1 protein-coding gene (running past one end of the window) is annotated in these 26681 nt (G+C 69.7%); it reads right to left on the bottom strand.

Annotation, left to right across the window (positions count from 1 at the left end; translation table 11 throughout):
- A protein-coding gene (locus G406_RS46950; protein ID WP_211241156.1) for an MFS transporter crosses the window boundary here: on the bottom strand, positions 1 to 26566 show its 5' portion. Its footprint begins 12527 nt before the window's first position; the window shows 26566 of its 39093 coding nt (coding positions 1-26566); the start codon lies at positions 26564 to 26566; the stop codon falls past the left edge of the window.
- Between the last annotated feature and the right edge of the window lie 115 nt (positions 26567 to 26681).

Raw genomic sequence — 26681 nt, 5'->3', positions numbered from 1 at the left:
CGGGTGAGTCGAGCAATGCCGCGCCGAAGTCGATCCGCGTCGGCACCCCGCGCCGGATGATCACATTGTCCGGCTCCAACCCGTCGAGATCGTGCAGCAGCGCGGTCAGCGCCAGCCAGTCGCGCTGCGCGCTCCACACCCGGCCCCACCGCTGCCACCATTGACGGTGCTGCCCACGCAGGTACGACATGCGCTCCGCGACATCCCCGACCTCGAACACTGGCCGTCCGTCCGGGCGCCGAAGCTCGTGCGAGGCCATCGCCAGCTCGCTGACCGGTGCGCGGCCGTCGCCAAGCCGGAATACCGACGAGGCCGTGGTCAAGTCGATGATCTCGGTCGGCGAGGACACCCACTGCCGCAGCAGCACCAGCTCACCGTCGCTCGCCTGGCGCGCAAGCACGATCTTCGGCCGGTCGCCGTGCACGTGCTTAGCCGACAGCGACGAGACATAGCTCAGCTCGCCGGTCAGCGCGAGTGGCAGCCCCGCGGCGGCGGTACCGCTGAGTGGTCTGACCGAACCGGTGCCGCGCACCGAGGTGGATGCCGGGCGGGGGTACTCGAAGGTGAGGTGCGGCCTGGGCCCCGCTTCGGAGGCCCGCCGACCCCGCCGGGCGTAGACATCCTCGACCGAGATGTAGGGAGTACCCGACAACGGCCGGACAGTGGCGCCGCCGACACCGCCGGTCTCGGTGATCTCGGTGGTGGCGGGTGGGCCTCGGGTGCCGGTTCCGGTGTTGCTCTCGGCGGGGTCGGTGATGGGCGGGGCGTGTCGGATGAGGTAGCCGACGATGGCGGCGGAGAGGACGGCGAGGGTGGAGAGCGCACCGATCTGGATGGAGGTGCCTGCCCATCCGGCCGGTAGCAGTGGGGTGTGGCCGGCGTAGGTGAGCGCACCGAGTTGGGCGCCGAGTATGAGTTGGCCGAGTGATTTGAAGGTGGCGGTGGCGTTCATCGCTCGGTTTCGTTCGGCCTCGGGCACGTATTTCTCGAAGAGCGCTTCGATGGCTATGAGGACACCGGTGGAGCCGATCTCTCCGAGTACGACGTTGGTGATGATGCCGGCTCCCGCGACGCCCAGTAGTTGGGTGACGGTGACGGACAGGCCGCCGATACCGACCGTGACGGCCATACCGACCATGATGGGCAGGGAGTATTTGACGACGAAGAATTCGCTTCCGGCCCCGGTCTTGTTGTGCCGGTTCTTGTATTCGGTGTTATCGCCGATGATGCTGCCGACGAGCCCGATCAGAGCGCCGGCGATGACCCCGTAGTTGAGTAGCAGCGGCAGCAGGCCGTGTCCCATGACGTGTGGCCACAGTTCGTCGAAGACTCCCAGCATTCCGGAGATGAACACGTAGGTGGCGATCGCGGCGGCGACGATCTTGTTCTTCACTGCGCGGAACGGGTCGAGTAGCAGGTTCTTGATGTTGAAGGGTGACCGGTCGGGTTCGGCGTGGGGAGTGGTCAGCCACAGGCCGGCGGAGACCAGCAGCGTCAACCCGACCGACACCGTGATGGTGTTGGTCAAACTGATGATCAACACGGTCTGAGCCATCAGGAAGCTGGCCAGCACTATCGCCAGCGCGGTCACCAGCAACGATTTGGTGCTGGAGGGGTAACGCACCGGGTCCTCGACACCAGCGCGGGCGGCGATGTCCCTGCGGGCGATGATGGTCGCGACGATCCATCTACCGGCCTGTCGATACAGGTTGAACCAGGTACTGGATACCACGCCGAGCACCAACGCCGCTCCGTAGAAGCCCCACACTCCAGGCAGCAACCCGGCGAGCAGGAACGACGCGTACCCCCCGGCATAGCTGAACATCGCCAGCTGGACCCGGACCCGCCCAGGCAACCGCTCCATCAACGGAACCAGCAGGGAGTTGCCGAACACCGCCCCGGTCAGGGCCAACGTGAACAACACACCGGCGCCCGCAGCGGGGATCGCCATGGTCAACACCCGTGAGCTGAACAGCCCCGCCAGCCCGATCCCGGTAGCAATCGACATCAAGATCATCTGCGCGACCCGATGCGACAACGACGACCCACCGCGCCAACCCACCACACCTGAAATCAGCCCAGCCTGCGCTGCGGCGGTCGCAGGCGCGGTCGCAGGCGCAGTGGCGGCGGCGGTCGCCGGAGCCGGAGCCGTGGCGGTCGCCGGAGCGGTGGCGGTGTAGGGGTCGACCGGTGAGCCCGTCAACGGGTCCACCGCCCGGCGGGTTTGACTGGCCGCGGTACGAGGTGGCGGCGACCGCGCCCCGGCCCGGCCCGGCCCCATCCGATTACGCCACCACAGATAACCGGCCAGCACCGCGGCCGCGACCGGCCCCACCGCTGCGACCCCTCTGATCACCGCGCCCACAGAAACCGAACCGCCGGCACCCGCCCGCGCCGTGCCGAGCCCCCACACCTCCCGCAACCACGCACCCACCCGAACGACCCGACCGACCACACCCGAACCTGACAACTCCCGGACCGTGGCAGCCGGCCCGGCTTCACCGTCGCGGTGGGTGATGAGTTCCCGGATCGTCTCGTCGAACGGTTCAGAGATGACGTCCCGCGCCGCCAGCTCGCCCAGCGCGCGGTTCAGCTCGACGACGGACTTCGCGATCTCCTGTCCGGTTCCGTGCTCGAGCGCATCGGCGATGGTGGCCGCCTTGCGGTGCAGCCGCAGCGTCTCCAGGACGGCCCTGGCCAGCCAACCCGGATCGGTGCGGACGTGCAGCTCGGGGGAGCTGACCTCGTTCACCCGCGTGAGCACCTGGTCGGCCAGCTGCGCGGCGGCGGTGAACTGGCTGTGGGCCGAGGACGGATCGGCGGATAGGGCTTGGAGGTCCTCGATCCGTTCGTGCAGCTGAAGGATCGTGCGGCCGGGGTGCTCCCGGGTGAACTGGGTTCGCTGCTCGTCGAGGATGTTGTTCCAGCGGGCGTCGTGGCTGTTCAGCGCGGTCACCAGCGCCAGCTCGAGCTTCGCCCTAGTGCGATCCAGCTGTTTCTGTGCCTCGGTCGGAGCGAGTCCTGCCGCGCCGATCAGCGCCCGGCGGGAGGCGGTCGCGAACTCGGCGATCGAGAGGAGGACCGGGCCGAGAACCGGGGTGGTGGGCACGTGTGCCAGCAGCGCGGCGCCCGCATCGGCGAACCGCTCGTTCGCATTCAGTAGCTCACGGTGAGTGACCGGGCGCAGCTGGCTGTCGGCGAGCAGCCGGATCAGCTCCGTCACCATGAGCCTGGCGCGGCGCAACAGCGAGGTCAGTTCCGGCGTCAGGCCCGCCCGGCGTGCCCGGTCGATCGCGTCGGTAGTGCGCTGAGCGAGTGCGGTCTGTTCTCGCCAGCGGGACTTCTCCTCGCTGAGCACCTTCGCCTCGGCGTAGTCGAAGGCATCGAACCAGTCGTGGACGTCGAGCCAGTCCGGGTTGCTCATGTCCGACGCGCCGGTGAACGCTTCGGACAGTGCCCGGTCGCGTTCGGCGCGCAGTAGAGCGAGCTCGGGAACCACGACGGTTCTCGGCAGCCCACCCCGACGCAGGGCGAACACCAGCGCGCGCTGCCCGGTCTCGGTGAACCACCACAGGTCATCGACGGACCAGCGGGCGCCGTCCAGGGCCTGAGTGATCCGCGCCCACAGCACGGCCTCGGTCAACCGGCGCTGCCCGTGAGCCACGGGCAGCCACGGCACCACCGTGCCGAACATCGCGGCCAGCTCGATTTCGTCACGTGCCTTCTGTCTGGCGTGCGCCGCGCCCAGCTTGCGCATCAGCGGCTGGCCGCTGTCCGACGCCGCGGTTCCACTCAGCGTCCGAATCGCCGCGGTTGGCGCGGCATCCCGGCGGATGTGGAGCAACACGTTGTCGCGGATCACCAGGGTGTAGCGATCGTCGTCGACGGTGGCTCGGTATTCCTGGTCCCCGGTGCTGGTGGTGATGACCTCGTTGGGTTCCCGCCGCGCTTGGGCAACCGGCCAGAGCAGCCAGTCGTGGATGTGCACGTCGGAGGTCACAACGCCCTGCATCTCGGCGATCAGCCGCAGGATGGTGTAGCCGAGCGGGTCGAGGTGGGGGTGGGCGTCGCGCGTGGCCTCGTCGGGTTGTTCGCCGACGATCCGTAACGGGGCCGTCGGCTCATGCATGGCCAGCTCGGTCCGGCCCTCGCCCGGCGGGGTCTGTCGCGGCCGAGGATGGAACCCGCCGAGCACCCGGTCATCGAGCAGCCACACCACGGCCGGTTCGCCGCCGCTGCTGATGATCGTCAGGAACGGATGGTCGATCACCACTCGCTCGAGTACCGACTCCGGCACCGCGAACCGGGACGCCAGCAAACCGATGCTCGGCGGGTACGGCACGCCGGCGAGCAGGGCAGTCGTCCAGCTACGGGTCTGAATGGTCGGCCCGAGTTCGGCGCGCAGCGCGGCCCAGGCTCCCGGTTCGTCCTGCTGAGTCGCCAGCGACACTCGGAAAGACCTGATCGTATTCCGCAGGATGCCCGACCGGTCCGCGAGCTGTGGCTCCAGGTGGTCGGCCAGAGCCAGCAGCGCCTCGGCATCGTCGATCGCGGCCCGGGCCCTAGCCGGCCAGCTGCGCGGTCGCTGCTCTGTCGAGGTCAGCAGCTGTTCCGCCGAGGTGACGTGTTCACTCGCCACGCGGAGCGCCGACTCGACCACAGCGAGCGGCGGTTGCCCGTCAGCAACCTGGTCAGTGGCCCGCGTGCCGGCCAGTGTGGCCAGCGCGGTGTTCGAATAGCGGAGCGCAGGAGGATCGGTTCTGGTCGACTTCTGGTTGAGGGAGTCGATGACCGCGTGCGCGAACCATTCCATGGGCGGCTCGAACGCCAGCGGATGTTCCCTGGCGATCTTCTCGGCCGCCGCGAAGAGCACCGGATCCACGAACAGCGATTCCGTGCCGTCCTCCTCGCGCACCTTGATCGCGAGAGGTGTCTCCGGCACGCCGAGGAGCCGGGCCAATGCCGACCGCACGCCGCGCAGCTCGAACAGCCGCCACCCCTGCGCGACCCAGCTGTCCAGCAGCTTGGAGCGCTCGTCCCAGGTGGGCAGTGGCGTCAGCAGCCGAGCGGTGGCGCGGTAATCGGCGGCCAACAGCTCACCGAGGACCTGACCGGCCGCGACCAGCTTGTCCGGTGCGTCGAGCCATAACAGCAGCCCGGTGTCGCGCGCGATGGTGAGCACATCGATCTCACCGGGAGGGCCGGCCGGTTCGGCCCACGGATGCGCCACAGCGGCGGCCACCCGGGCGCCTGCCTCGGTCAGCAGATCGGTGAGATAGGTCCGCAGCAGTGGGGCCCACGGACTGTCGAGGGTCGTGATGCCCTCGTAGAGCCGCGACAGGCGGGCGATCTCCTGGGTGAGCAGCATCGGGTCGAACCGGGCGAGGTCATCGAACTCGACCCGGTCCCGGTAGGTCACCCACGATTCCGGATCAACGACCTGGCTGACGACCGTTCGACCGCCGACCTCGGCAAGCAGCCGCGCGTACTCGGGGACAAGCCCCATCAGCCGCGCGACCCAGAAGGTCACCGCCCACCGTGCGTCGTCTCCGTTGCGGGCGTGCAGGTGCAGCGTCCGGTCCAGACCCGACCAGTAACCGCCGCTGGGTGTCTGGCCGGTGTGCTCGTCGGGTGTGCCCGGCGGCATCAGGTGGAACGCCACGAACAGCCGCGACAACCGCTGGCCGGTCATCGCCGAGATGTCGCTGCCTGCCGGTCCGGACCGTCCCTGTAGCAACTCGACGGTGAACCGCTTGAGTGTCCAGAGCTTCCCCGCGTCGAGCTCGTTCGGCAGGAGCGGATCGACCGTCAACTCGGCCGCCAGCTGGTGCCGTGTGTCGGCGGGCAGCGAAGGGTGGGCCGCTTCGGTGGCGAGGCTGCCGGTGATGGTCGCGCCACGCTGCCGGCGCAGCCGGCCGTCGTCGGCGGGCAGCGTTGTCGCCCTCAGGCCGCGCTGCCCGATGAGCCGGTCGCGGACCCGGCCGAACCAGCCGGTGCGCGAGGTCAGCGACTGATCGGCGAGCTTAGCCAGAACCTCGGCCAGGAACGATTGCAGCGCCTTCGGTCCGAAGTAGTCGTCGCCGGAATCCCAGATGCCGGCCAGCTGGCCTTGCGTGTCGAAGGCCACCAACGGGTGGCTGGCCTGCTTCGACGGCAGGACAGCGGTGAACCGGTCGCCCGCCACCGCCGTGACCGTGCCCCGTGTGGGGATCTCGACGCCACCCTGCAGCGCGACGAGAGTCAGCTCGTCACCGACAGCGAGCGGATCGACCCGCCGCCGGGCTGGTTCGGCGTTCAGCCCTTCATCGGTCAGTACGAGACTGAGCACCTCGGCCGCATCCGGCACATCACTGAGGTTCGGCTCGCCGGACACGACCTGGATGACCGGCGCCCGGATCGTGCCGGTGTCGCGGCTCGCTGACGCGGTGACCTGCTCACCATCGAGTGCGCCCGCGCGGTTCGACCTGGCCAGCACCTGTGAGGGGCTGACCAGGACGCCCCACCCCGATTCACCGTCCGGTGCAAGGAACCTGACCACGCTGTTCTCGCGCTCGATGTCGCCTGGGCGCACCGGGCCACGTCCGCTGAGCTGCCGGACTGGTGTGGGGGTAGCAGCGCCACCATCGCGCTGATGCGCTCCCGGGGGAGCCCGGGATCCTGTTCCGCTCAATGGGCGATCGGTCGAGCTGGACCCCGAGGGGGCGGAGGTCGTGGAGGTGCCGGCATCGGGGTCGATCCGGATGACCACCGCCGTGACGTTGTCGTGGCTGCCGCCGCGCTGGGCGAGCTCGGCGGCGGCCCGTGCCGGATCGATGAACCCGATGCGTGCCACGACCTCGGCGATGTCCCGTTCAGACACCTCCCCCCAGAGCCCGTCGGTGGCGAGGACCAGCACGTGCGGTTGCTGGAACCGCAGGTTCGTCACGTCGGGGGTGTGCTCGGCGACGCCGTCGATGAAGCGGGTGATCGTGCTTGCATCCTCGCGGGCCATCGCCTCCGGCTCAGGCATGCCCATGGCGATGTGCTCGGCCGCGACGGAGTGGTCGGTGGTGAGCCGGGTCAGTTCCCCGGCACGGTTCACCAGGTAGGCGCGGCTGTCACCGAGCCACCCCACGGTGACCCGCGCGGGCCGGCCGCTGCCCGCAGCGGGCATCGACACGATCGCCGAGACCAGGGTGGATGCCGGGGGAATGAGCGAGTCCAGGTCGATCAAGGAGGCCAGCACGGCGCCCGCCAAGGTGAACGCGGCGCGCAGCGCCTGCTCGGAGTCCCGCCAGCCCGTTCGGCCTGCCTCGATCAGGCTCTGGACCACGGTCTGAACCGCCGTCCACGAGGTCTCCTCGACCCCCGGCTTCGAGCCGGCTCCGTCGCCGATGGTAGCGACGATCGTCACCGGCCAAGCGGGGTCGCCGGTGTTCCACCATGCCGATGCGGCGGCGTCCCGGTTGTGGGTGTGGCGTGGGCTCTGTCCCTGGTCGCTCACCCCGGCGACCGGTCCGAGGTCGAATTCGGTGTGGCGGATTCGTGCACCCATCGGGACGGTGGCGGCCGACCGACGCAGCCGGCGATCCGTGTCGTCCGCCGACCACGGCGCCTCGGCGCCCCGCACCGCGACCTGTGCGCCGTCGGGGGAGGCGTCGAGGCGGTCCGACAGCAGCGCGGCCACCCACACTCGTTCGGCGGAGGTGCCGAGCATTCTGGCGAGCTCGTCGGTCGGCAGTCGGCCCCGCACTAGGGCCTCTTCGGCCGCCGCCGCGATGGCCGGGGCCAGGTGGTGCGACAGCCTGGCCATGGCCGCCCGGACCCAGGCTCGCGCGGTGTCGATCTGCATGACCAGGTAGTGGATGGGGACGCTGAGCGAGTCTCGCTCGGTGATCGGGGGCAGGGCGGCGGCCAGCCGCTCCGCGGTGACGGCCAGCTCGGTGAGCTGGGTGTATACCGCTGGGTCGGCGAAATCGAGCTCAACGCTGTCGACGCGTCTCCGCACGTCGGCCAGCGCGTCGTCCTCGTCCTCCGCCTCGGTGGCCGACACGTCGGCCAGCGCGGCGACCGCCGCGCTGGTCATCGCGGTACCCAGCTTCGCCAGCTCGCGTGGCACGTCGATCGGTTCCTCGGTGCTCGCCGGGGGTGGGCTCGCCGCCAGGGTCTGCTCCGGCTGGCGTGTGTGGGAGGCGAACATCTCGGCCCGCGCCGCCTCGGCCCGCTCGATCAGGCCGAGCACCTCGGCCGCGCGGCCGGTGGACGCGGCGAACTCGCGTGCGTAGGCGATGACCTGATCCAGCAGCCCGAGTCCTTCGAGATACTCGTACTTCTCATCGGTGATGACGACGACCCGCCGGCCGTCGACATCGGTTGGGTGGACAAGGAGGCGATCGACCAGATCGTCGGCTCCCTCGGGTGTCGCGCCTGCCGCTGCCAGCTCCTCGACCATCTGCTCCGCATCGTGCACCGCAAGGACCGCACCGTCGCCGAGCTCGCTCGGCCGCGCGCGCTCGGCGAGCGGGATCGAGGCCACCCGAGCTGCCCACGTTCGGACCAGCTCGAGATCGCCGGCGTCGTTCTCCGTGCTCGGGGACCGCCGCACGAACAGAGGCTGTGGTGCTTGGGCGTCAGGGCTGGTACCGCTGAGTGACCGAGACCCGCCACCACCCGGCGGGGTCTCCGAGACTGGGGTATCGACGCCGATGGTCGCTGTGACGGAGGGTCCGCTGCCGTCGTAGTGCAGCAGCAGCGGCGTGGGCAGGCTCGGATCGCGGTTGGGCCGCAGCCGGTGCTGGAGAGCGGTGAGGTCGCGCAGCTTGCGCTCGACCACGTCGAGCGAATGCCGCAGCTCCGAATCCTGGCCGAGCGCGCCCGACCGGATCAGATCGTGTTTCAGCTGTTCCAACATGGCCCGGTCGCGGGCACTGGTTGCGAGGTTGATCAGGTGGCGGGTCCCGGGCGGAACGTCGTCCCGGTTGCCGACCCGACCGGGGTCGTCGGCGATGGCGACCTGTCGCTGTCTGTCGCTCAGCGTGTCCCACCTGCGCTCAGCCGGGATCGCCCTGGTGGATGGCACGGCGGCTGGGTCGATGCGCTGGGCGCCGTGCTCGAACCTCGGCGCCTGAGTGGGCGTGTGGACGGGTGCCTGGATGGGTGCGGCTTCGGCTGAGGGGTATCGGCGTCCGGCTTGGGTCCGTGCCGTGGCGCTGACCACCCGTCCCGAGGTGTCCACAACGACCATGGCGTGTCTTCCGGTGAACAGGAACAGCCGACCGCTCGGGGTGTCCCGCCACGTCGTTGCCTTGACCGGGGAATGGACCGCGGCGTGCAGCGCGGCGTCCCTGACTCCGCCGCCGCGCTGGTAGACGTGCCGCCGACCCTCGTCGGTGAATCCGGTGATCTCTCGCGGCCGGGCCGATACCAGCTCATCGCGCCCGGCGATGAGGTGGCCGACAGCCAGCAGCGCCGGCGAATCCACGTCGTAGAAACCGCCGTGTCTGCGTACCGCGGTCAGGTAGGGACGGCGGAGTTCCCGCCGCACGACGCCGGCGTCGAAGACGTTCGCGCCGAATCTCGGGTCGGTCGGGTCGATACCGAACATCGTCCGGGGTGCCTGTGTTAACAGGTCACCGTCGATCTTGGTCGCCCAGACGTGCTCAGCGGGCACCCCCAACTCGGATACGTGGGCAGCGGTGGTTCCGGGGCTGCCGAAGAATACGAGACGGTTGTGCCCTGGCAGGCCCACCGTGCGCGCGGCGAGACCGGCGATCACCGTGCCGAAGCTGTGCGCGGTCACTGTCCTGCGCGACGACTGGCCCCCGCGGGTGGCCTCCAGGCCGGCCAGGAAGCGGTGCAGCCGGAGCGCAGCGGCCACGGCGTCACTCTCGCTGAGGGCTTCCAGGGGGTTCTGCGGCGCGTGGTAGCCCCAGGCGATCGTCGAGGTGCCCCGTGCGCCGGCCTGCACCGCCACCAGATGCACGACGTCCATGCGCTGGATGGCCGCACTGATCCAACCCAACTTGTAGGTCATCCCAGTGATGTCGAGCGCGACGTGTGGCGCATCGTCCGGGTCGCCGCGAGCGAGGGTGGCGTAGCCGTAGTCGCTGGTGTCGAAGTCGAGCAGCAGCACAGGAGCCCGGCTGGGGCGCAGGATCGTGCGGATGCCGCGTGACAACAGGTGGTCGTGGCCGAGGGCATCGCGGATGTCGGACGGCACACTCCGGGCGAGCGGCGGCAGTCGGCCGGCTACCCGGTCCTCGATGTCGCGGATGCCGGCCAGCTTGAACTCGATCTTTGTGCGCTCGGCGACGGCGAGTTCCCCGGTGAGCACCGCACGGAGCGCGCCCTTCGCCCTGGCCAGATCGGCCAGGTTGGCCCGGTGTCGGGTCCGCGCGGGGATACCGTCGCGGTGGCCGATGTCCTCGGGCGTGCGCAGCGCATCGCGGCGCTCCGACCTGCTCAGCCGGCGCCACCAGCGCGCCACCTCGGCGGGACTGGCGGTCATCGGCGGCGGGACCGGCGCGGTCCTGCCCCCGAGAGCGCGCCGTACCTCAAGGGCGTCGCTGGACTCCCCGACGACGACCCGGGGGCGGCCGGTGAACCGCCACACCGGGCTGAGCCTGGTGTTTACCCGCATCGCGGCCGGGGACAGCACGGGTCCGTCGGGTGTCCGGCCGGATTGCCGATCGGAGCGGGCCCTCGGCTCGGGACGCAGACCCCCCACCATGACCCGGGCCGCGCGCAGCACGGGGAGGCGCTCGGCAAGGAACCGGCCGAAGATCGACCCCGCCGAACCGAACGACGGGACGCCCCTCAGCACGTGAGCACGCGGCGCCTCCGCATCCAGCGGGGCTTTACCGCTGAGGTCGCGTGGGGTGGCACCCAGGGTGGTGGCGAGTGGGGCGAACGGCACGTCACCGCTGAGCTCACGGGATTCGGGCTCGTGGGTGTTGGACTGGGCTGCCGCGGGAGACTCGGCTGGTGTGGTCGTCGTCGGGGTTGTGGGTTCGGTGGCCGCCGGCCGGCGTTGTACGCGGATCAAGGTGTCGTCCTTGACCACCAGTGTGTAGCGGTAGGTGCCTCGGACGGCGGTGTAGGCGGTGCCGCCCTCGGTCGGGCCGGTCTCGGTGCGTTCGTGCCATACCCGCGCGATGGTGGTGAAGGTGTCTCTGCCCGTGCCGCCCGACCCTGGGTCCGGCGCGGTCTCGGTGATCAACCGGGCGACGGCGTCGATCAACGGCCGGAGCAGATATGCGGCGGGCTGTTCGGCGGCCGGGTTTTCCGGGGTGTCACCCACGATGCGCAGCGGGTCGTCGGTATCCGCGTCCAGCACCAGCTCGACCGGACCCCGCGTCTGTTCGTTCATCGTCGGCCGGAAGCCCTCGCTGAGTGGCCCTTGCCGCAGGAGCTCGTCGATCAGTGTGGCGGCCTCGGGCATGGCTGCCGCCCCCGCCCAGTAGACGGAGGACAGAGGGGACAGTAGGTGCAGCAGCGCCCTGGCCTCGGATGTGGCTGCCGACCGCACCCAGAGGGCGGAGGCCAGAGCGCGCAGCAGCGCCCTGGTCTTGGTCACCTCGCTCATCGCGGGCACCCGCTTGCTCAGGTCGGGACCCAGACCGGGGATCAGGTTCAGCGCGGCGTCGGCGTCGGAGAGGTACAGCCGAGCCTGTTTGACAGTGGCCGGCGGCAGGAGTGGCGAGGATTCCCGCAGCTGCTGGACCTTCTCGATCAGCTGCTGTGCGGTCGCCAGGTGCTGTTCGATGTCGGTGTTGAGGTCTGCCGGGGTGCGGTCGCTGAACATCGGCGGCACAGCAGAGCCCTGGTCCTCGAGACCGGAACCGGGACGCCTGATGAGGTAGTCCAGCTCCGGGTGGAAGGACACTCGGTGGGGATCGTCATCCGGGGAGCGGACCGGACCGGAGTCCTGCTCGGCTCCCGAGTCCGCGCGGGCTCGTCGGACTATCTCCTCGGCCAGCCGCGCTCGGAATTCGGGCCGGAGGTGTTCCAGCGCGGCCAGGGTGACCGGATCGATGTAGACCCAGATGCGGCCGTTCCGGTCGGTGACCATGGCCGCGAGCAGTGCGGTGATCTGGTCGTAGGTCCAGTCGCTTATCGGCCGTGTGACCGACTGGTTGCGGAGGTCGCCGGTCCAGGCGTGCAGCAGCCGCGCGAATGCCTGGTTCAGTCCACGCAGCTCGACCAGCATCAGCTGGCCGGCCCGGTCCCCGTCGGGATCCAGCCATTGGTAGCGCTCGTCTTCGGCCGGGATCGGCATCGGCTGATCGGCGGTGCGGTAATGCTCCACGGCCAGTTGCTGGCCGACCGCCTGCCAGGCCGCGATCCGCTGATACTCATTGGCCATGCCGCTGACCCGTCCGGTGAAACCGTCGGGCGACGTCAGCCCCGGACCGGTAGCGTGCGGTATGAATACCAGCCCGGTGATGGTGGTGGGCGGGCCGTCCGTACTGGCCCACGGGTGTGGTGTCGCCCTGACCTGTCGGGCGCGGGCCGTGTCATACAGCTGGTCGGCTCGGCGGCTCATCACCGGCAGCCAATCGCTGTCGGCGAAGATGGTATCGATGGCCCGGTCAGGACCAGGGCGGTACCGCGCCATCAGCTCCGCCAGCGCTGAGGGAGCGAACCGGGCCAGATAATCGAACTCGATGAGATCCCACACGCTCACCAACGAGGTCGGGTCGACCTCCTGGCCCGGCAGCAGCCGCACACTCAGATCAGCCAGCTCGCGCGCCTGCTCGTCGGAGTAGCCGGTCTTCCTGCTGAATGCGTGTACCAGCGCCGACAGCAGCCCTCGTACGTCGCGGCCGACCAGGTTCAGTACCCCTTCCAGGCCCCACCAGTAGCCCCAGTCGGCCTGCTGCCCGGTGCGCTCGTCACGGGCGGTGGGCCGCATCCAGTGCAGCGACGGAATCCGGGACTGGGACAACCCCAGCTCGGCGTAGCCGACGGCGCCGGCCCTGGCCGTCCCGTCGCCCTCATCGTGCAGAAGCTCGCCGAGGAACGCATGCAGGTTCGTGAGCACCCCGAACTCGAGTTGATCCCGCTCGCCGGCCGGCAGCACCGGCTTGTCCCCGAGTATCTCCGCCAGCAGCCTGCGGTCCCCATCGCTGACCAGCCGTCCGGCGACCTCGGTGATCGGTACATCGAGCTGATCGGCACCGCGCGGCGTCGCCAGCACGGCCGGCTCAGTATCAGCCGGGAAGAACGTCGCCAACGGAGCAGGCTCGGGCCGCAGCCGGCCGATCAGACCGCCGGCGGGTGCCCGCCGCTCGAAACGCGACGCGACCTGAGGTACCGCGGCATCGAGGAACCTGTTGATCTCCGACAGACCCACACCGTTGATACCGACCAGGCGTTGCCTGCCGTCGATCAGCACGGCATCACTGATCGAGCCCAGCCCGTTGGTCATGGTGAACCGGCCATCCGGCAGCACCTTCTCGACGGTGTCGTGTGACACGATCTGGCTGCCGTCGACGAACTCGACGACCGTCAGGTGATCCCTGGCCACGATCGGTTCGCGGCCGCGTAGGAGATGGTGGGCCCGCAGTCCGGGGATGGCCACCAGCGCGAGCTGACCGGCGGTCCCGTCCGGCTCCAGGGTGATCACCTCGATGGACCGTTCGGTACCGGCCCGCACCGAGCGTCGGTCGGGAACCTTGCCGCCGTGCAACCTGACCAGCACCAGGCCCGGATCGAGTACCACCCCGGTGCCGATCGATCGGTTGTAGCGAGTGGTCAACCTGACGACACCGGGGAATTCCACTTCGGCCGCGGTAGCGCCGCCCAGCGGGATGTCTCCGCTCGTGTGGCGGACGGACTTGATGGTGCCGGAGAGCGGAGTCGCGGGTGGACCACCGCCACCACGCTGACCGTCGGCCCGGTCCTGGTCGTCGAGAAGCACGGCCCGCACCGCCGTCGGGCCAGCCCTGGGGGTATGGGCGTTCAGCGGCTCCGCGCCGTCGGTGTCGTGAGCGGCTCCCTTCGAAGTCTTGCCGGGCCTGTTGGCGGACGCCTCGGCCTCGGCCAAGGTGCGTGCGCCACGCAGCGGGGAGGGCACGAGGAAGATCGCGGCGGCGATCAGCACCCCTGCCACGGCCAGGGCGGACGTCGCTCGGATACCCAACAGCTCGGCGCCTACGCCGCCCAGTATCGAACCGAACGGAACGCCGAAGTCGACGATCCAACGGCTGGCGGCCGGTACCGAGCTGCCCAGTCCCTCCGGGGCGGCGTGCTGTAGGTAGCTGATCGAGGTGGACACCCGGACCTGGGTCATGAATGTCGCCGCGGTCAGCGCGGCACCGGCCAGCACGAACCCGAGCGGGCCGACCGGGGCGAGCGGGTAGAGCAGCACCAGCGGCGTGGACAGCACCGGAACCAGCCACAGCAGTCGGGGCGCGCCGATCCGGTCGGCAAGCCGCTTGCCCGACCAGGCACCCAGCCAGCCACCGAGTGCCATGGCGGCGGCGACCATGCCGACGATCGGGCTCGTCGCGCGCAGGATCCGGTGATGGAGGACGAATCGCAGCCCGTCCCACACGGTGGTCTGCCGCTGCTTCTCACCGACCGGCTCCGTCGCATCTCCAGCCGGTCTCCCGTCCGCCTTCGCACCTCCCGGCACCGCCGCGTCGCCCGCTGACTGGCCGGTGACCGGCCTCGTCGCGTCCGGAGTACGGATACGCAGCAGCGACACCGCGTTGAACAGGTAGGACAGCGCGTCGAGCGCTACGGTCGCGGCTGGGGCGATGATCCCGGCCAACCCGGTGCCGATCGCGGGGCCGGCCGACCGCGCGCTGGTCGCGCCGGTGTTCAGCGAGCCGTTGGCGGAAGGCAGGTCACCCCCGGGCAACAGCTCACGCAGGTAACCGTTGGCGGCGGCGAAGTAGAAGGGGAACAACCCGCCGAGCAGCGCGGACACCACATAGAGCTGGCCGAGGGTGAGCAGGTCGAGCAGCGCGGCGATCGGGACGCTGGCGACCAGCGCGAACCGGATCGAATCCACCGAGATCATCAGTTTGCGCTTGGTGACCCGATCAGCCAACACGCCGGCGGGTAGCCCGAGCAGCATGCCAGCGGCGTAACCGAGCGTGGCCAACAGGCTGACCTGGAAGGCCGATGCGCCCAGGTCGCTGACGGCCACCAGCGGCAGCACCACGAGCGACACCGCCGAGCCACCCTCGCTGATGGTGCGACCCCACCAGAAACCCCGGAAGTCGCGTAGCTCCCGGACTATCTCAGTGGCGTCCCCCGCATGGTCCAGGCCGTGCTGGTTGCTCTCGCGCTCGTGGCCTCGGCGGTGGAAGAAGTCCTCGTGCTCGACCAGCCGCTGCCACAGCCCGGCCGCGCGCAGCCGCTTGGCCGTCGGCTCGAACACCACGACCAGATCCGCTGACGGCCAGTAGAACCCGACCATCCGGCGCTGCACACCGACCAGGTCGGCACCGCGCAGCAGCGTGCGGACCTTCCGGCTGACCGGCAGCTCCAACACTCCCGGTGGTGCCCTGGCCTGCCCCGGGTCGCCCCGGTACGACGAGACCTTGCCGAACTCGCGCAACTTCGGCAACAAAGCCTGGAACCGCTCCGCCTCGCCTTCCCGCTCGTTCTCGATCACCCATCCGGCGCTGGTGCCGCCGATCAGTGTGGTCGACGCTCTCGTGGGCTCTCTCGGTCGCGGTGCCGTCGCGATCGAACCCACCAGCACCGCCCGGTCGCCTTCCGGCACCGACAGGTTCAGCTCGTGGCGATCCCCTGCCACGGTCTCGGATCGGGTGGGTGTCGTTCCGGACAGAAGGTGTTCAGCGGCCGCGTCGGTGAGAGGCCTGGCGACCGGCCGTGCACCCGGCGCGATCAGCGGATCCACGGTGGTACCGGTCATGTGTCCGGTATCGGTAGGTGTCTCGGTCGATGGGGGGCCGCGAGGCCGGCCGCGCCGGCTGCCGGGGTTCGGGCGGGCCGGTGTCGTGGGGTTGGGGCGGCCGGCCACGGCGGCGAGGGTGGCGGTTGCGGCGAGGGCGGTCAGGCCGGTGATGAGGATGAAGGTGGAGACCCCGTTCCAGTGGCCGTGGGCCGTCCAGAGGGTGAGCGCGACGTGTGAGCCGAGGGCTGAGCCTGCGACCTTCAGGGTGTTGAAGAGGTTGAACGCGCCGTCCTCACCCGGCCCCGGTTCATCGGGTGAGCGGCCCCGGCGCAGGCGCTGGCGGATGATGCCCTTGGCGCCGAACCGCATGCCGGTGGAGCCGGCTTCGCCTGCGACGTTGGCGAAGACGATCCCGGCGACCAGGCGGCCCAGTATGTGCTGGGCGAACCAGATGAACACGGCGCTGACCCCCATGAAGCTGCCCATGGTGAGGGTGAACGCCTTGGCGTGGCTGGTCATGAAGTCCGGGTGCCTGCCCTGGCTGGGTTGACTACGGGCGGCGGCGCGGTCACCGAGGATCGAGATGCCCAGGATGGCCAGGTCGCCCGCGATGATCGCGTTGATCAGCACCAGGACCAGCAGCGGCGCGGCGTGGGCTTCGATCAGGGCACGTTCCCAGGTGTTGTCGAACGCGGTGAGCATCGCCCCGGTGGCGACGCTGGCGACGCCCAGGATGGCCACACCCAGGTCCCGCATCGAGGCCAGCGGGGTCCAGAACACCGACCGCAGATATCCGCCCACGGTGAACCGGGGCACCGAGGTGCCGCGCTGGGCCGGGGTCAGTACCGCCATTGCCACCGTCGCGGTGGAGGCCACCGCGGTGGAGGCCACCGCGGTAGCGGTCAGGCCTGCCGTGGTGGCGAGGAAATGCTGCAGCATGCCGACTAGCGCGGCGGCCACGGAGATGTTCATCCCCATCAACGTCAGGGTGGTGGACCGCCAGACGACCTTCTCCTTCCGGTCCAGGCGCACCGCGTTGCTGTCCTCGACCCAGTCCTCGACCTGGGTGATCAGTTTGATCCAGGTCGCGGCCACCATCCCGAGCAGGAACGCGGCGGCAGGCAGCATGGCCGGGCCGGCGACCGTGAACAGTGCGTAGGCGCCGGTGAACACCGCCAGAGCACCCACCATCCGGGCCCGTCGAGGCAGGTAGTCGAACAGCGGGGCTAGGGTGAGCACCCCGGCCAAGGCGCCGAGGGACCCCATCGAGGCCAGCCCACCGATGCCGCTGGCGTGCTCGAACTCCCGGTTGGCGTACCAGCCGGAGATCATCACGCCGGGGACGAACGAGCCCACCACCCGGTACACGATCAGCTGCGCACGGCCGAACGCGACATCACGGCGGTGCACATACCGGGCGTACCGGCCCGCGACCGCCGCGGCGGCGTTACCCGACACCGTGTTGCGGGATGTGACCGGATCCTCAGCACCGGTATCCGGCACAGTGCCGTTCAACTGTGCGGTGCCGCCGCTCGGAGTGTTTGTTGCGTCGTTCTCGGTTGCGGCGCTGACCAGTTGAGCCAGGTAGGTATCGGTCAGGTAGCGGCCCTGGTCGTGCAGCGCGGCGCTGCCGTCGATGAGTATCTCGGGGTGCATCAGGTGCCCGGCGGTCAGTGCCTCACCGGCACCGATGATCACTGCGGTGCCTAACGGCTCGCCGGGCGTCTCAGCGGTACTGACCGGAACGACACTGTCCAGGGCCTGGTCCACGGCAGCGGGATTGAAGTCCGCCGCGGTGCTGTATCCCTCGAAGAAGCCGGTCAGCTCCTTGCCGCGCAGGACGATGGTGGCCCCGTCGGCGTGATAGACACTCAGGCCTCCCTTGGCAGACAGGACCGGGGTCGTTCTGGCCAGTAGCGCACGGACCACCCTGGCTGGATCGACGGTGCCGGTGGTGGAATCGGTGGCGAGCGCGTTGAGCCAGGTCAGGGCATGCCCACGCGGATCGAGAGTGGAGCCCGATTCCCACCCCAAGTACGAACCGTCGACCGTGATGTCCGCTTCGGGGTGCCACAGCTCCTCCTGGGAGCCGTACCGCCTGAGCAGGAAGCCTGCATCCAGCCAGCGGGCATCGCTCGCCGACACCACGACGAAGGCGCCATCAGAGGGACGGAAATCCAGGCGGGGATGCGCCTGGATCACGTCCGCCAGCGCCATGATGTCCACCCCGAGAGTGCTGCTCAGCAGTTGTGCGTCGAGAGGTGCCCGCAGGTAGGGGAGGAGCTCGGCGATGATCAGCCCGGTCCGTCTGAGCCACTGCTCGGTGCCACCGTCGACATGCCCCCGGTCGAAATGGGGCACCGTGCCGTTGAGTGGTGTGTCATCCGGTGTGTGACCGGATGGGGGAGTGGCTGGTGTTTCTCCGTCGTGGTGGGTGATGAGTGCCCGGATCGACTCGTCGAACGGTTCGCCGATGATCTGTTGCGTGGCCAGCTCGTCGAGCGCGTGATCCAGATCGGCGGTGGCCCGCTCGATCTCTGATCGGGTGCCGTGATCGATGGCGGCCGCGATGGTGGCCGCTTTGCGTTGCAGCCGCAGGATGTCCAAGACGGTCAAGGCCAGTCGCCGGGGGTCGATTCGGTTGTCGGACGGGGCCAGGCTCGGGACCTGGGCGAATGCCAGGTTGGCGAGGACAAGCGCGGACCTGACCCGCGCTTGTTCATCGAGCGGATCAGCGGCGAGGGCTCGCAGATCGTGGATTTGCTGGTGCCGATCCAGGATCGCGTGGGTGGGCTGATTCCGCTCGGAATGCGTCTGCCAGTCCTGGATGACGCCCGCCCAGTGAGTGTCGTGCCGGACCAACGCCGCGGCCGATGCGGCGTCGAGTTGTGCTGTTGCGCTGGCCAGCCGTGCGTGTGCCCCGGTCGAAGAGGGTCGCAGCTCGTGGAGCGCCGCGACTGCCGCCGTGACCTCGGTCATCGCGGCGACGATCTGGTCGAGGTTTCGGGCGGGGTGGTTGCGGTTTTCGGCGAGAGGAGACTTGCCTAGTTGATGGGTTCCCACCGTCTGTGTGCTGAAGATGAACCGTTGCTGTGCCTGCCGTAGTTGCGCGTCGGGGGCGAGGGGCCACTGGATCAGCACATCCAGGCCGGTGAGAGCGATGCCCGCCTCTCGCAGCAGCGGGGTCAACTCGAGCTCGGCGAGATAAGCGAACTCGGGCCGCGAGTAGCGAAGGCTCTCAAGTTTTCGCTTGATCAAGGCACGCACCCGCTTCACGGCGTCGTTCCAGCGGGCGTGGTCGGCATCGAACACCTGGGCCTCGGCGTAGACGAACGCAGTGAACGCGGCCTTGACCCCGCTCCAGTCCTGGTTGGCCGGAGGCCGGCCAGGAGCGAGCGCTCCGAACAGGACAAAGTCTCGTTCCGCCCTGCGCAGCGCGACCTCGGGAACGTTGGCCGGCGTCGGCTCGCCTCGCTTGAGGGCGGACCGCAGCGCGCGTTGTCCGGTCGGGGTGAACCAGCGTTGTCCCGCGGATTCGCTTTCCGGGAACTTGTCGCCCCACCGGTGCGAGAAAGCGGCAACCGATTGGAACCGACGCTGGGAGAAAGCCAGACCCAGCCCGGAAACCAGCTCGGCGAACCAGCCGGTCAGAGCGGTGGTATCGAGCTCACGCTGGCGCGCCTGTCCCGCCGTGAGCGCCTCCCCCAGCGGGATGGAGCCGTTCAGTACAGACACCACAACCCCACCCACAGGGGTCTCACCGACAAAGCGGCTGGTCTCCTCGAGAGCACGCGGTGTCGCCGAGACGTCCGGTTCGTCGGCGAGCATCGTCACCAGATGCAGGGCATCCATGCGTTCGATTCCGGCACTGATCCAGCTCAGCTTCTGGGGCATCCCGGCCAGATTGATCGTGGTGTGCGCGGAGAGGTCCGGGTCGCCTCGGGCCAGGACGGCGTAGCCGTAGCCGCGGGTGTCGGGCACCTGACCGTTCAGGTTCGTTTCCGGGTCGGGCCGGTCCTCGCCTGTCGTGTCCCCGTTCGTCTCGGCACCCTCAGGCCGGAACGATCGGGAGAACGGCAGGCGGTGGGTGTGGGTGAATGCGTCACGCACCGCGTTGGCCGCCGCGATGGCCGCGCTGAGCTCAGCGGGTCCGGTACCGATTCGGGTCTTGGTCAGCGGGGCGAGTTCGGCGCGCAGCCGATCGGTGAGCCGGGGTGGCGGACCTCGGGCCATCCGGTCGAGCAGCCAACCCGGCAGCAGGTAGTGCTCGCCGTCGTAGCGGAGTTCGAGTAGGCCGAGCCGGTGCAGGTCGTCCAGCGGTCGGCCGGGCGCGACGGTGGGGCCTGGTCCCCACTCGTGGTCGGCGAGCCGCTCGTGGATGTCGCGGGCGGTGATCCCGTCGGGGCGTCCGATCGACAGTTCGATCGCGACCTGCCACAGCTCCAGCAGCGACAGCCCGGGCGTCCGCTGTGCTGGGGCACGCCACCTGACGGCCAGTCTCCGGCCCAGCCGCTCGGCCCGTTGCACTGTGCGGGCCTCGGCGCGGCGGGTCATCCCGTCATCCAGCAGCCCGGTGATCCGCTCACCGGACCCGGCGAGCGCGGGTCCCGACCCGATGTGGAGCAGGACACCGGCGAACGCGAGCACCAGCAGCGGCTGCGCCACCAGCACACCCAGCGGCCAACCCGCGACCGCGAGCCCGGCGGCGACGGTGAGGCCGGCGAGCACACCGAGCCGGGCGTCGAAGAGCTGACGACGAGGTGCCGGGATGTCGGCGAACCGGGGATTCGGCTGCCACCGGCGCCGCACCATGATGCCGGTCAACACGCCGAGTGCGCCGACCATGGCGATCGTCCAGGGACTGTCGATCCTCGCGCTGGACAGCCAGGGGCTGGCGAAGACGCTGGGCACGGTCAGCGCGGTGGTTCCGATCAGTAGCCCCAGGACACCGGCGGCGGATATCACGACCTGCCGCCGCAGGTTGCCCAGCGGCCCGGTGCGCTGCCAAAGCGCGGCGGCGATCGCCACGTTGGCGACCGCACCGGCCAGCAGCGCCGGATAGTGCTGCCCGACGAAGGCCAGCAGCTGAACGATCGAGAGCCCACCGAGAGCGGCGGCACTGAATATCGCCGTCGGCAGGAAGAACTCATCACTGAGCTCGTTCATCCGGTTCGTCAGCCGGTTCACCCGGTCGTCAAGTTCCCGCAGCTGCTCGGCATCGGCGGTCCGGTCAGCGAGACCGACCCCACCGCCGTCGGGTTCCTCAGGCAGGGCGCTCGGTGTCCGCCCAGCACCGTTCCACACCGTCGGCGGCGGCTGCCACCGTCGGGTCAGGACACGACCGACCGCGACACCGGCGAGTATCGATCCGACACCGGCGGCCGCCATCGGCGCACCGGCCACCAGCAACCCGACCGGGGTCAGCGCGAGGACGCTCAGCCCGGCCAGTCGCACCGCACGCAGCCCGCGCGGCGGACCCCGAGCCTGAACCAGGCCCACAATCTCACGCACGGTCGTCCGGTCCGGGCTGGTCAGCCGCCACAAGGCGCGGTCGGTCAGCTCGGGGTGCGCCGCCCGTGCCAGCAGGTGATCTTCCAGGAACCGCCGCGAGCGCATGCCGGCCTGGCTGAGCCCGTCGGCGAACAGTTCGCGGTCGACGAAGACGGTCGTGTCAGCCAGGACGCCGAGAACGTGCACCCGACGGGCCGGACGGGTCGTGTATCGATTGCGCGCCGCGTCCAGCCCGACGTTCAGGCCATCGACCAGCACCAGCCGCAGCCCGGCCGCCGACCACAGCCCCCGAGGGCTAACCGCCCCCAGCTCCCGCGCTGTGGCCACTCGCCGGGCCCGGGACGGATCGTCGATGACCCCCCACAGCTCACCCAGTGCCGTCACCGCCACCACTCGACCCCGGTCGTCGACCGCGAGGGCGGGACCACGCGCCCCGGGCCGGCCGAGTAGCCTGCCCAGCCCGGCACGCAGACCGGATAGCGCGCCGCTCACCCTCGGTGCCTCGCCGTTGAGGTCGACCGGCGCGGCCGGCGCCGAGGCGGCTACCGGAGCACCGTCCACCACCGGCGAAGCCGCGCCGGCCGAGCGGTCCGGGGTAGCCCGGGCCGACGTGGACGCCCGCGGGTTCGCCGTACCGGACACCGGCGAAGCCGGCACCGCATGAGCCGGGGCAGCTGTCGCGATGAACAGCGCCGTGACGGCGAGCACCAGCGCCCGTCGGATCAGCGGCAGGTCGAGCCGGCCGGACAGCCACCGGAGCGCGATCCGCGCGAGCGACGGCCCGGTGTGGGTGGTGGGTTCGGCGACCGGTGGGCCGCGCTTCGGCGCGGCGGCGATCAGCGTGTCGATTCGGATGATCAGGTCGGCGGTGTCCTCGGTGAGCCGGTCCAGCCGCTGTCGATCCGGTGTCGGCGCGGCGGCGAGCTCGGCGTGCAGGTCGTTCAACTCGGTGCGCAGGCCGCGCGCGGCGACGAGATCGGTGAGGTTCCAGCGGATCTTGGGGGCGCCGTCGAGACGGCCGAGCGCGCCGATGCCGGGACCGATGAGCAGCGTGTCCAGGTCGAGGGTCCGGTATGGGGTGGCGCGGGCCAGCCAGGACCGCCGGGTGGCCCGGTCGGCGTTGACCGACCGGGCGGCCTGCCATGGCCGCCTGCCCGCGGCGATCTCCAGGTAGAAGCTGGTGCGGCGGGGTAGCTCGCGTTGCGTGCCGAGCACTGCCGCCAGGTCGAGGGTGCCGGTGGACAGCGCGGTCGCGAACGTGCGCAAGGCGTCGACGTCCACAATGTGCCCGCCGACGGGCCGGTAGCGGCGGGACAGCTCCAGTACCCGGTCCAGATTCCTGATCCGGGTCAGGTGAGGATGATCGGCCGCCACCATGACCGCCCGGTGTCGAGCGAACACCCGCCCTATCCGGTGGTCGCCGATCTCCCGGACCACGTCCTGGGGCCGCAGCAGCGTCGAGGCCGCGACGACAGCGGTGAGCATGGTGAGGGCGTTGGCGAGCAGGATCGGCGCGTGCCCGCCGAACTGCTCGGCCAGCAGACCGAACAGCGGCGAGCTGATCGGGACGCCCACGAACAGCAGCAAGGTGTACAGGCCCATCACCCGCCCGGTCATCTCCGAGGGGATCGACAGCTGCAGGTAGGACTGTGCCGCGGTGATGTAGAGGACGGACATCACCCCGGCGGGCACGAACACCGCCGCAACCCACAGTGAGCCGGTCAGCAGACCGGCCACGAAGGACAGCGCGCCGAACCCCAGCGCGGCGCCGAAGATCGCCCGCAGCCGGGGCGTGCCGCGGCGCAGCGCACTCAGGTTGGCACCGATCAACGTTCCGACGGCGGCGGCCGTGGTCAGCGTGCTGTACACGCCAGCGCCACCGCCGAGGCCGTCCAACGCCAGCAGCGGCACGAGCACCTGGGTGTTCAGCGCCGTGGCGGACACGATCGAGCCCAGGGTGAACACGGCGAGCAGCGCAGGCTCGCCGCGCACGTATCTCAGCGCGACCCCGAGACCCTTCGGACCAGGCCTGGACTTGACCGCGACGAACGTGCCGCGGTCCATCAGTGCCAGCGCGGCCAGGGTGGCGACGAAACTGGCCGCATTCAGTAGGAACATCGGCCCGACGCCCAGTGCCGCGATCAACACCGCGGCCAGCGCGGGCCCGGCCAACCGGCCGACGTTGACCACGATCGCGTTCAGCCCGATGGTCCGGGCCAGCGCGGCGGCGGCAACCAACGATTTCACGAAGGTCTGCTGGACCGGCGTATTGACCGCGAACAGTGCCCCGCTGACGAACGCCAGCGCGTACACCTGCCAGAGCTGGACGACCCCGGTCACCGCCAGCAGGCCCAGCGCCAGTGCGGTCAGACCCATCCCGGACTGGGTGATCGACAGCAGCCGTCGCTTGTCGAGCTTGTCCGCAAGGACCCCGCCCCACAGCGCCAACACCATCGGGGCGGTCTGGAAGGCGGCCGTGATGCCCACCGCGGTCGCGCTGTGGGTCATGTTCCACACCAGCACGCCCTGCGCGACGCGTTGCACCCAGGTACCCGACACCGACACCACCTGGCTACCCAGGAACAGCCGGACGTTCCGGTTGCGCATCGGGCTGACCGGCTGATCAGCCGCGTCAGCGGGCGGGGCTCTGGCGGCCTGTGCGCCGCGAGCGGGTTTCCGCAGGTCTCGCGCGCCGGATGACAGCGCGCTGGCCGGCCCGCGATCGGGTGTCGCTCCGTTCAGCGGGTTCAACTCACTGAGCGGGTTCCCTCCGGTGATGCTCGGCGACGAAGCCACGGCATCGGACGGTGCTCTCCTGGGCGCCGCCGGCGGGCCACGCGCGGGCCAGGTGGTACGTGACGTATCGAGCACGGCGGGCGCCGCGATGGTGGACCGGCGCGCATCGTGGTGGTCGGGCACCCAGAGGCCACTGCCTGCCGGCTCGTGTCCGTCGACCACGGTGGTGACGTCCCATCGGCCGTCGGCCGGGATAACGCCTTCCCGGTAGGCGTCCCCGCCGCTCCGCAGCCAGATGATCAGGTGGTCGAGATCCAACTCGACCCGGTCGCCCTCGGGTCGGTCCGTCAGGATCAGGGTCCGATCACGCACCCGCCGGAAGTACTCCGCGCGACGGACCAACTCAGCCGGACCCACCGTCCGCGAGGCGGTCGCAACCCCCACCGAGGACGCCGACTCACCAGACAGCGGTACGGCCGGTGGGGCGTGGGGCGCGATCGGTGAACTGGCCGGATCGATCAGCGGATCGACCCCGAGAACGGTCATTCGACCGGTGGACGTGACAGCCGCGATGCCCGGACCGTGATCAATACCCCAACTGGTGGCGAGCCTCTTGACCAATCCCGGCAGACGCCTCAGCAGTCGCTCTCTGGCCGCTCGGTCCACCGCCGAGGACGCGACGATCTCATGCGCTTTTCCGGGATGTTCGCGGATCAGCTGGAGATATGCGGGCAGAACGTTCTCGGCGATGTATCTCCACCGAGAGTCCTGGACCGCGACATTGAAGTTCGGCAGTGGTGTGCGCACGATCCAGGCCGACCACTGGCCGAACTCCCCTGGTGTGCTGGCGCCGGGTATTGAGGGGGTGTAAAGGACAGTCATACCGTAGGTGGCCGCCTTGCCTACCGGGTGACGGCGACGGAGCAGGTGACTGTACTGGCCTGAGATGACGTGATTCTGCTCGAAGGAAAGCAGGGCTTGATTCCCGCGCGTCATCAGACGCTCATCACCACTGTCGATATCGCGCCAAGCGGCCCATACAGTATTTTCGATCAAGCCCGCTCGACGCATTTCTGCCATATTATCCAGACCTCGGCGGGACTCGTTTTCATCGGTATAGGCGGCAAGCTGCGAACCTAGCTCGATGAAGACGTGTTTATGCATCGACAGGAGCTTTCTTTCGAACCACCCCAGTTCTTCGTCAATCGATCGAATGGAGACTCCGAGTCGCGCGGGAAGCATGTCGGCCAGCGCTTTCACCGGCCGTCTGGCGCCGGCCAGGTCGTGGAACGCAGCGGCCAAGGATGCACCGATCATGTTGGCCATGCCGGCCCATTGGAGACGGGGATTGCGCAGGTAGAGCTCGCCGTAGTACTCGAAGACCCGCCTGATGTTCCCGGTATTGCCCGTGACGCCGGCTGTCGGATCCCAGAAATCGAGCCGGATCCCGGCGATGTTGGCCGCCTTGACCAGCCAATGCTGCCGCAACAGGGCGGCGTAGCGCCTCGGGTCGATGCCTGAACCGCGCACGTCACTCAGCTGGCGGCGCAGCACCGCCGCGTCGGTGGACAGGTCCGGGTTGATTCCGCCGTTTCTCTCGCCGTCACGGTTGGTCAACGGCAGGTTGAGTATATTCGCCGGCCCGACAGTGCTGGACGCCTCACCAGTGAGTGGGGTCACGGAGCCCTCGGCCAGTGCATCCCCGTTGAGCTGGGAGTCCTGGCTGGATGGCTGTTGCGGTTGTGCCGCGTCCCGCGGGCGGTTGAACCTGGAGAACTCCGGTGTCGCACCGTTCAACGTGGTCACCACGTCAGGTGTGTCGTCGCTGCGCTGGGCGGCGGTGTGGTCGACACCGTCCGGTATCGCGGTGAGGGGCACCGTCGAGCCGGACGGTGCCGTGGCACCCGGTGTGTGACCGGGTGGTGTGTCCCGTGGCGCACGAGCGTCCGGGGGTGTCTGTCGGTTCGCGGCGCCCGGGGGAGGACCACGAGCGTCGTAGGTGGGTGCGTCGGCGCTCAGGCCCTGGCTGGTGACCTCCGTCGGGGTCTTGTCGTCCCGGGTGGGACCGTCGTTCTGGTCGGGGGACAGCGCCGCTCCACCGGCACCACCACCAGTGGCGGCGGCGACTCGGCTGGAGACCACTTCGCGAGTGGAACCGTCCCGGCCACCGAGCTGTGTGACCGTCCTGGACGGTACTGAACTGTCCAATCCCGACACCGGGACATCTGCGCCGTCGCCGCCCGGTCGGGTTGGGAGGAATTTATGGTGGAACTCGTTGTTCAGTGTCGCCCGCTCGGCGTCGCTGAGCGGCGGGGTCGGGTAGGTCGCCCGCCCGGCCAACTCCCGTAGCGCGGCATCCGAGAGCCGTGGCCGGTTCCGCGCGGCCGACCAGAGTCGGAAGCCCGCGTAGACCAGCCCGCCCAGCCCGGTGACCACCGCCGACACCCCCAGTAGGACCCCGCGCATGCTGGGCAACTGGCTGGGATCGCCGATGTCGGTCGCGGACGCGGCGGACACCAACAGTGCGTCGGCATGTGTGGCGGCGTGCGCGACGTCGGGTACGGCGAGCAGCCCGAGGGCC

Origin of the sequence: Actinospineispora spinosispora DSM 44797 (genome assembly GCF_000429025.1) — a bacterium.
GTDB lineage: Bacteria > Actinomycetota > Actinomycetes > Mycobacteriales > Pseudonocardiaceae > Pseudonocardia > Pseudonocardia spinosispora.
The sequence above is the reverse complement of the archived record's forward strand: the minus strand, read 5'-3'. Positions and strand labels throughout refer to the sequence as shown.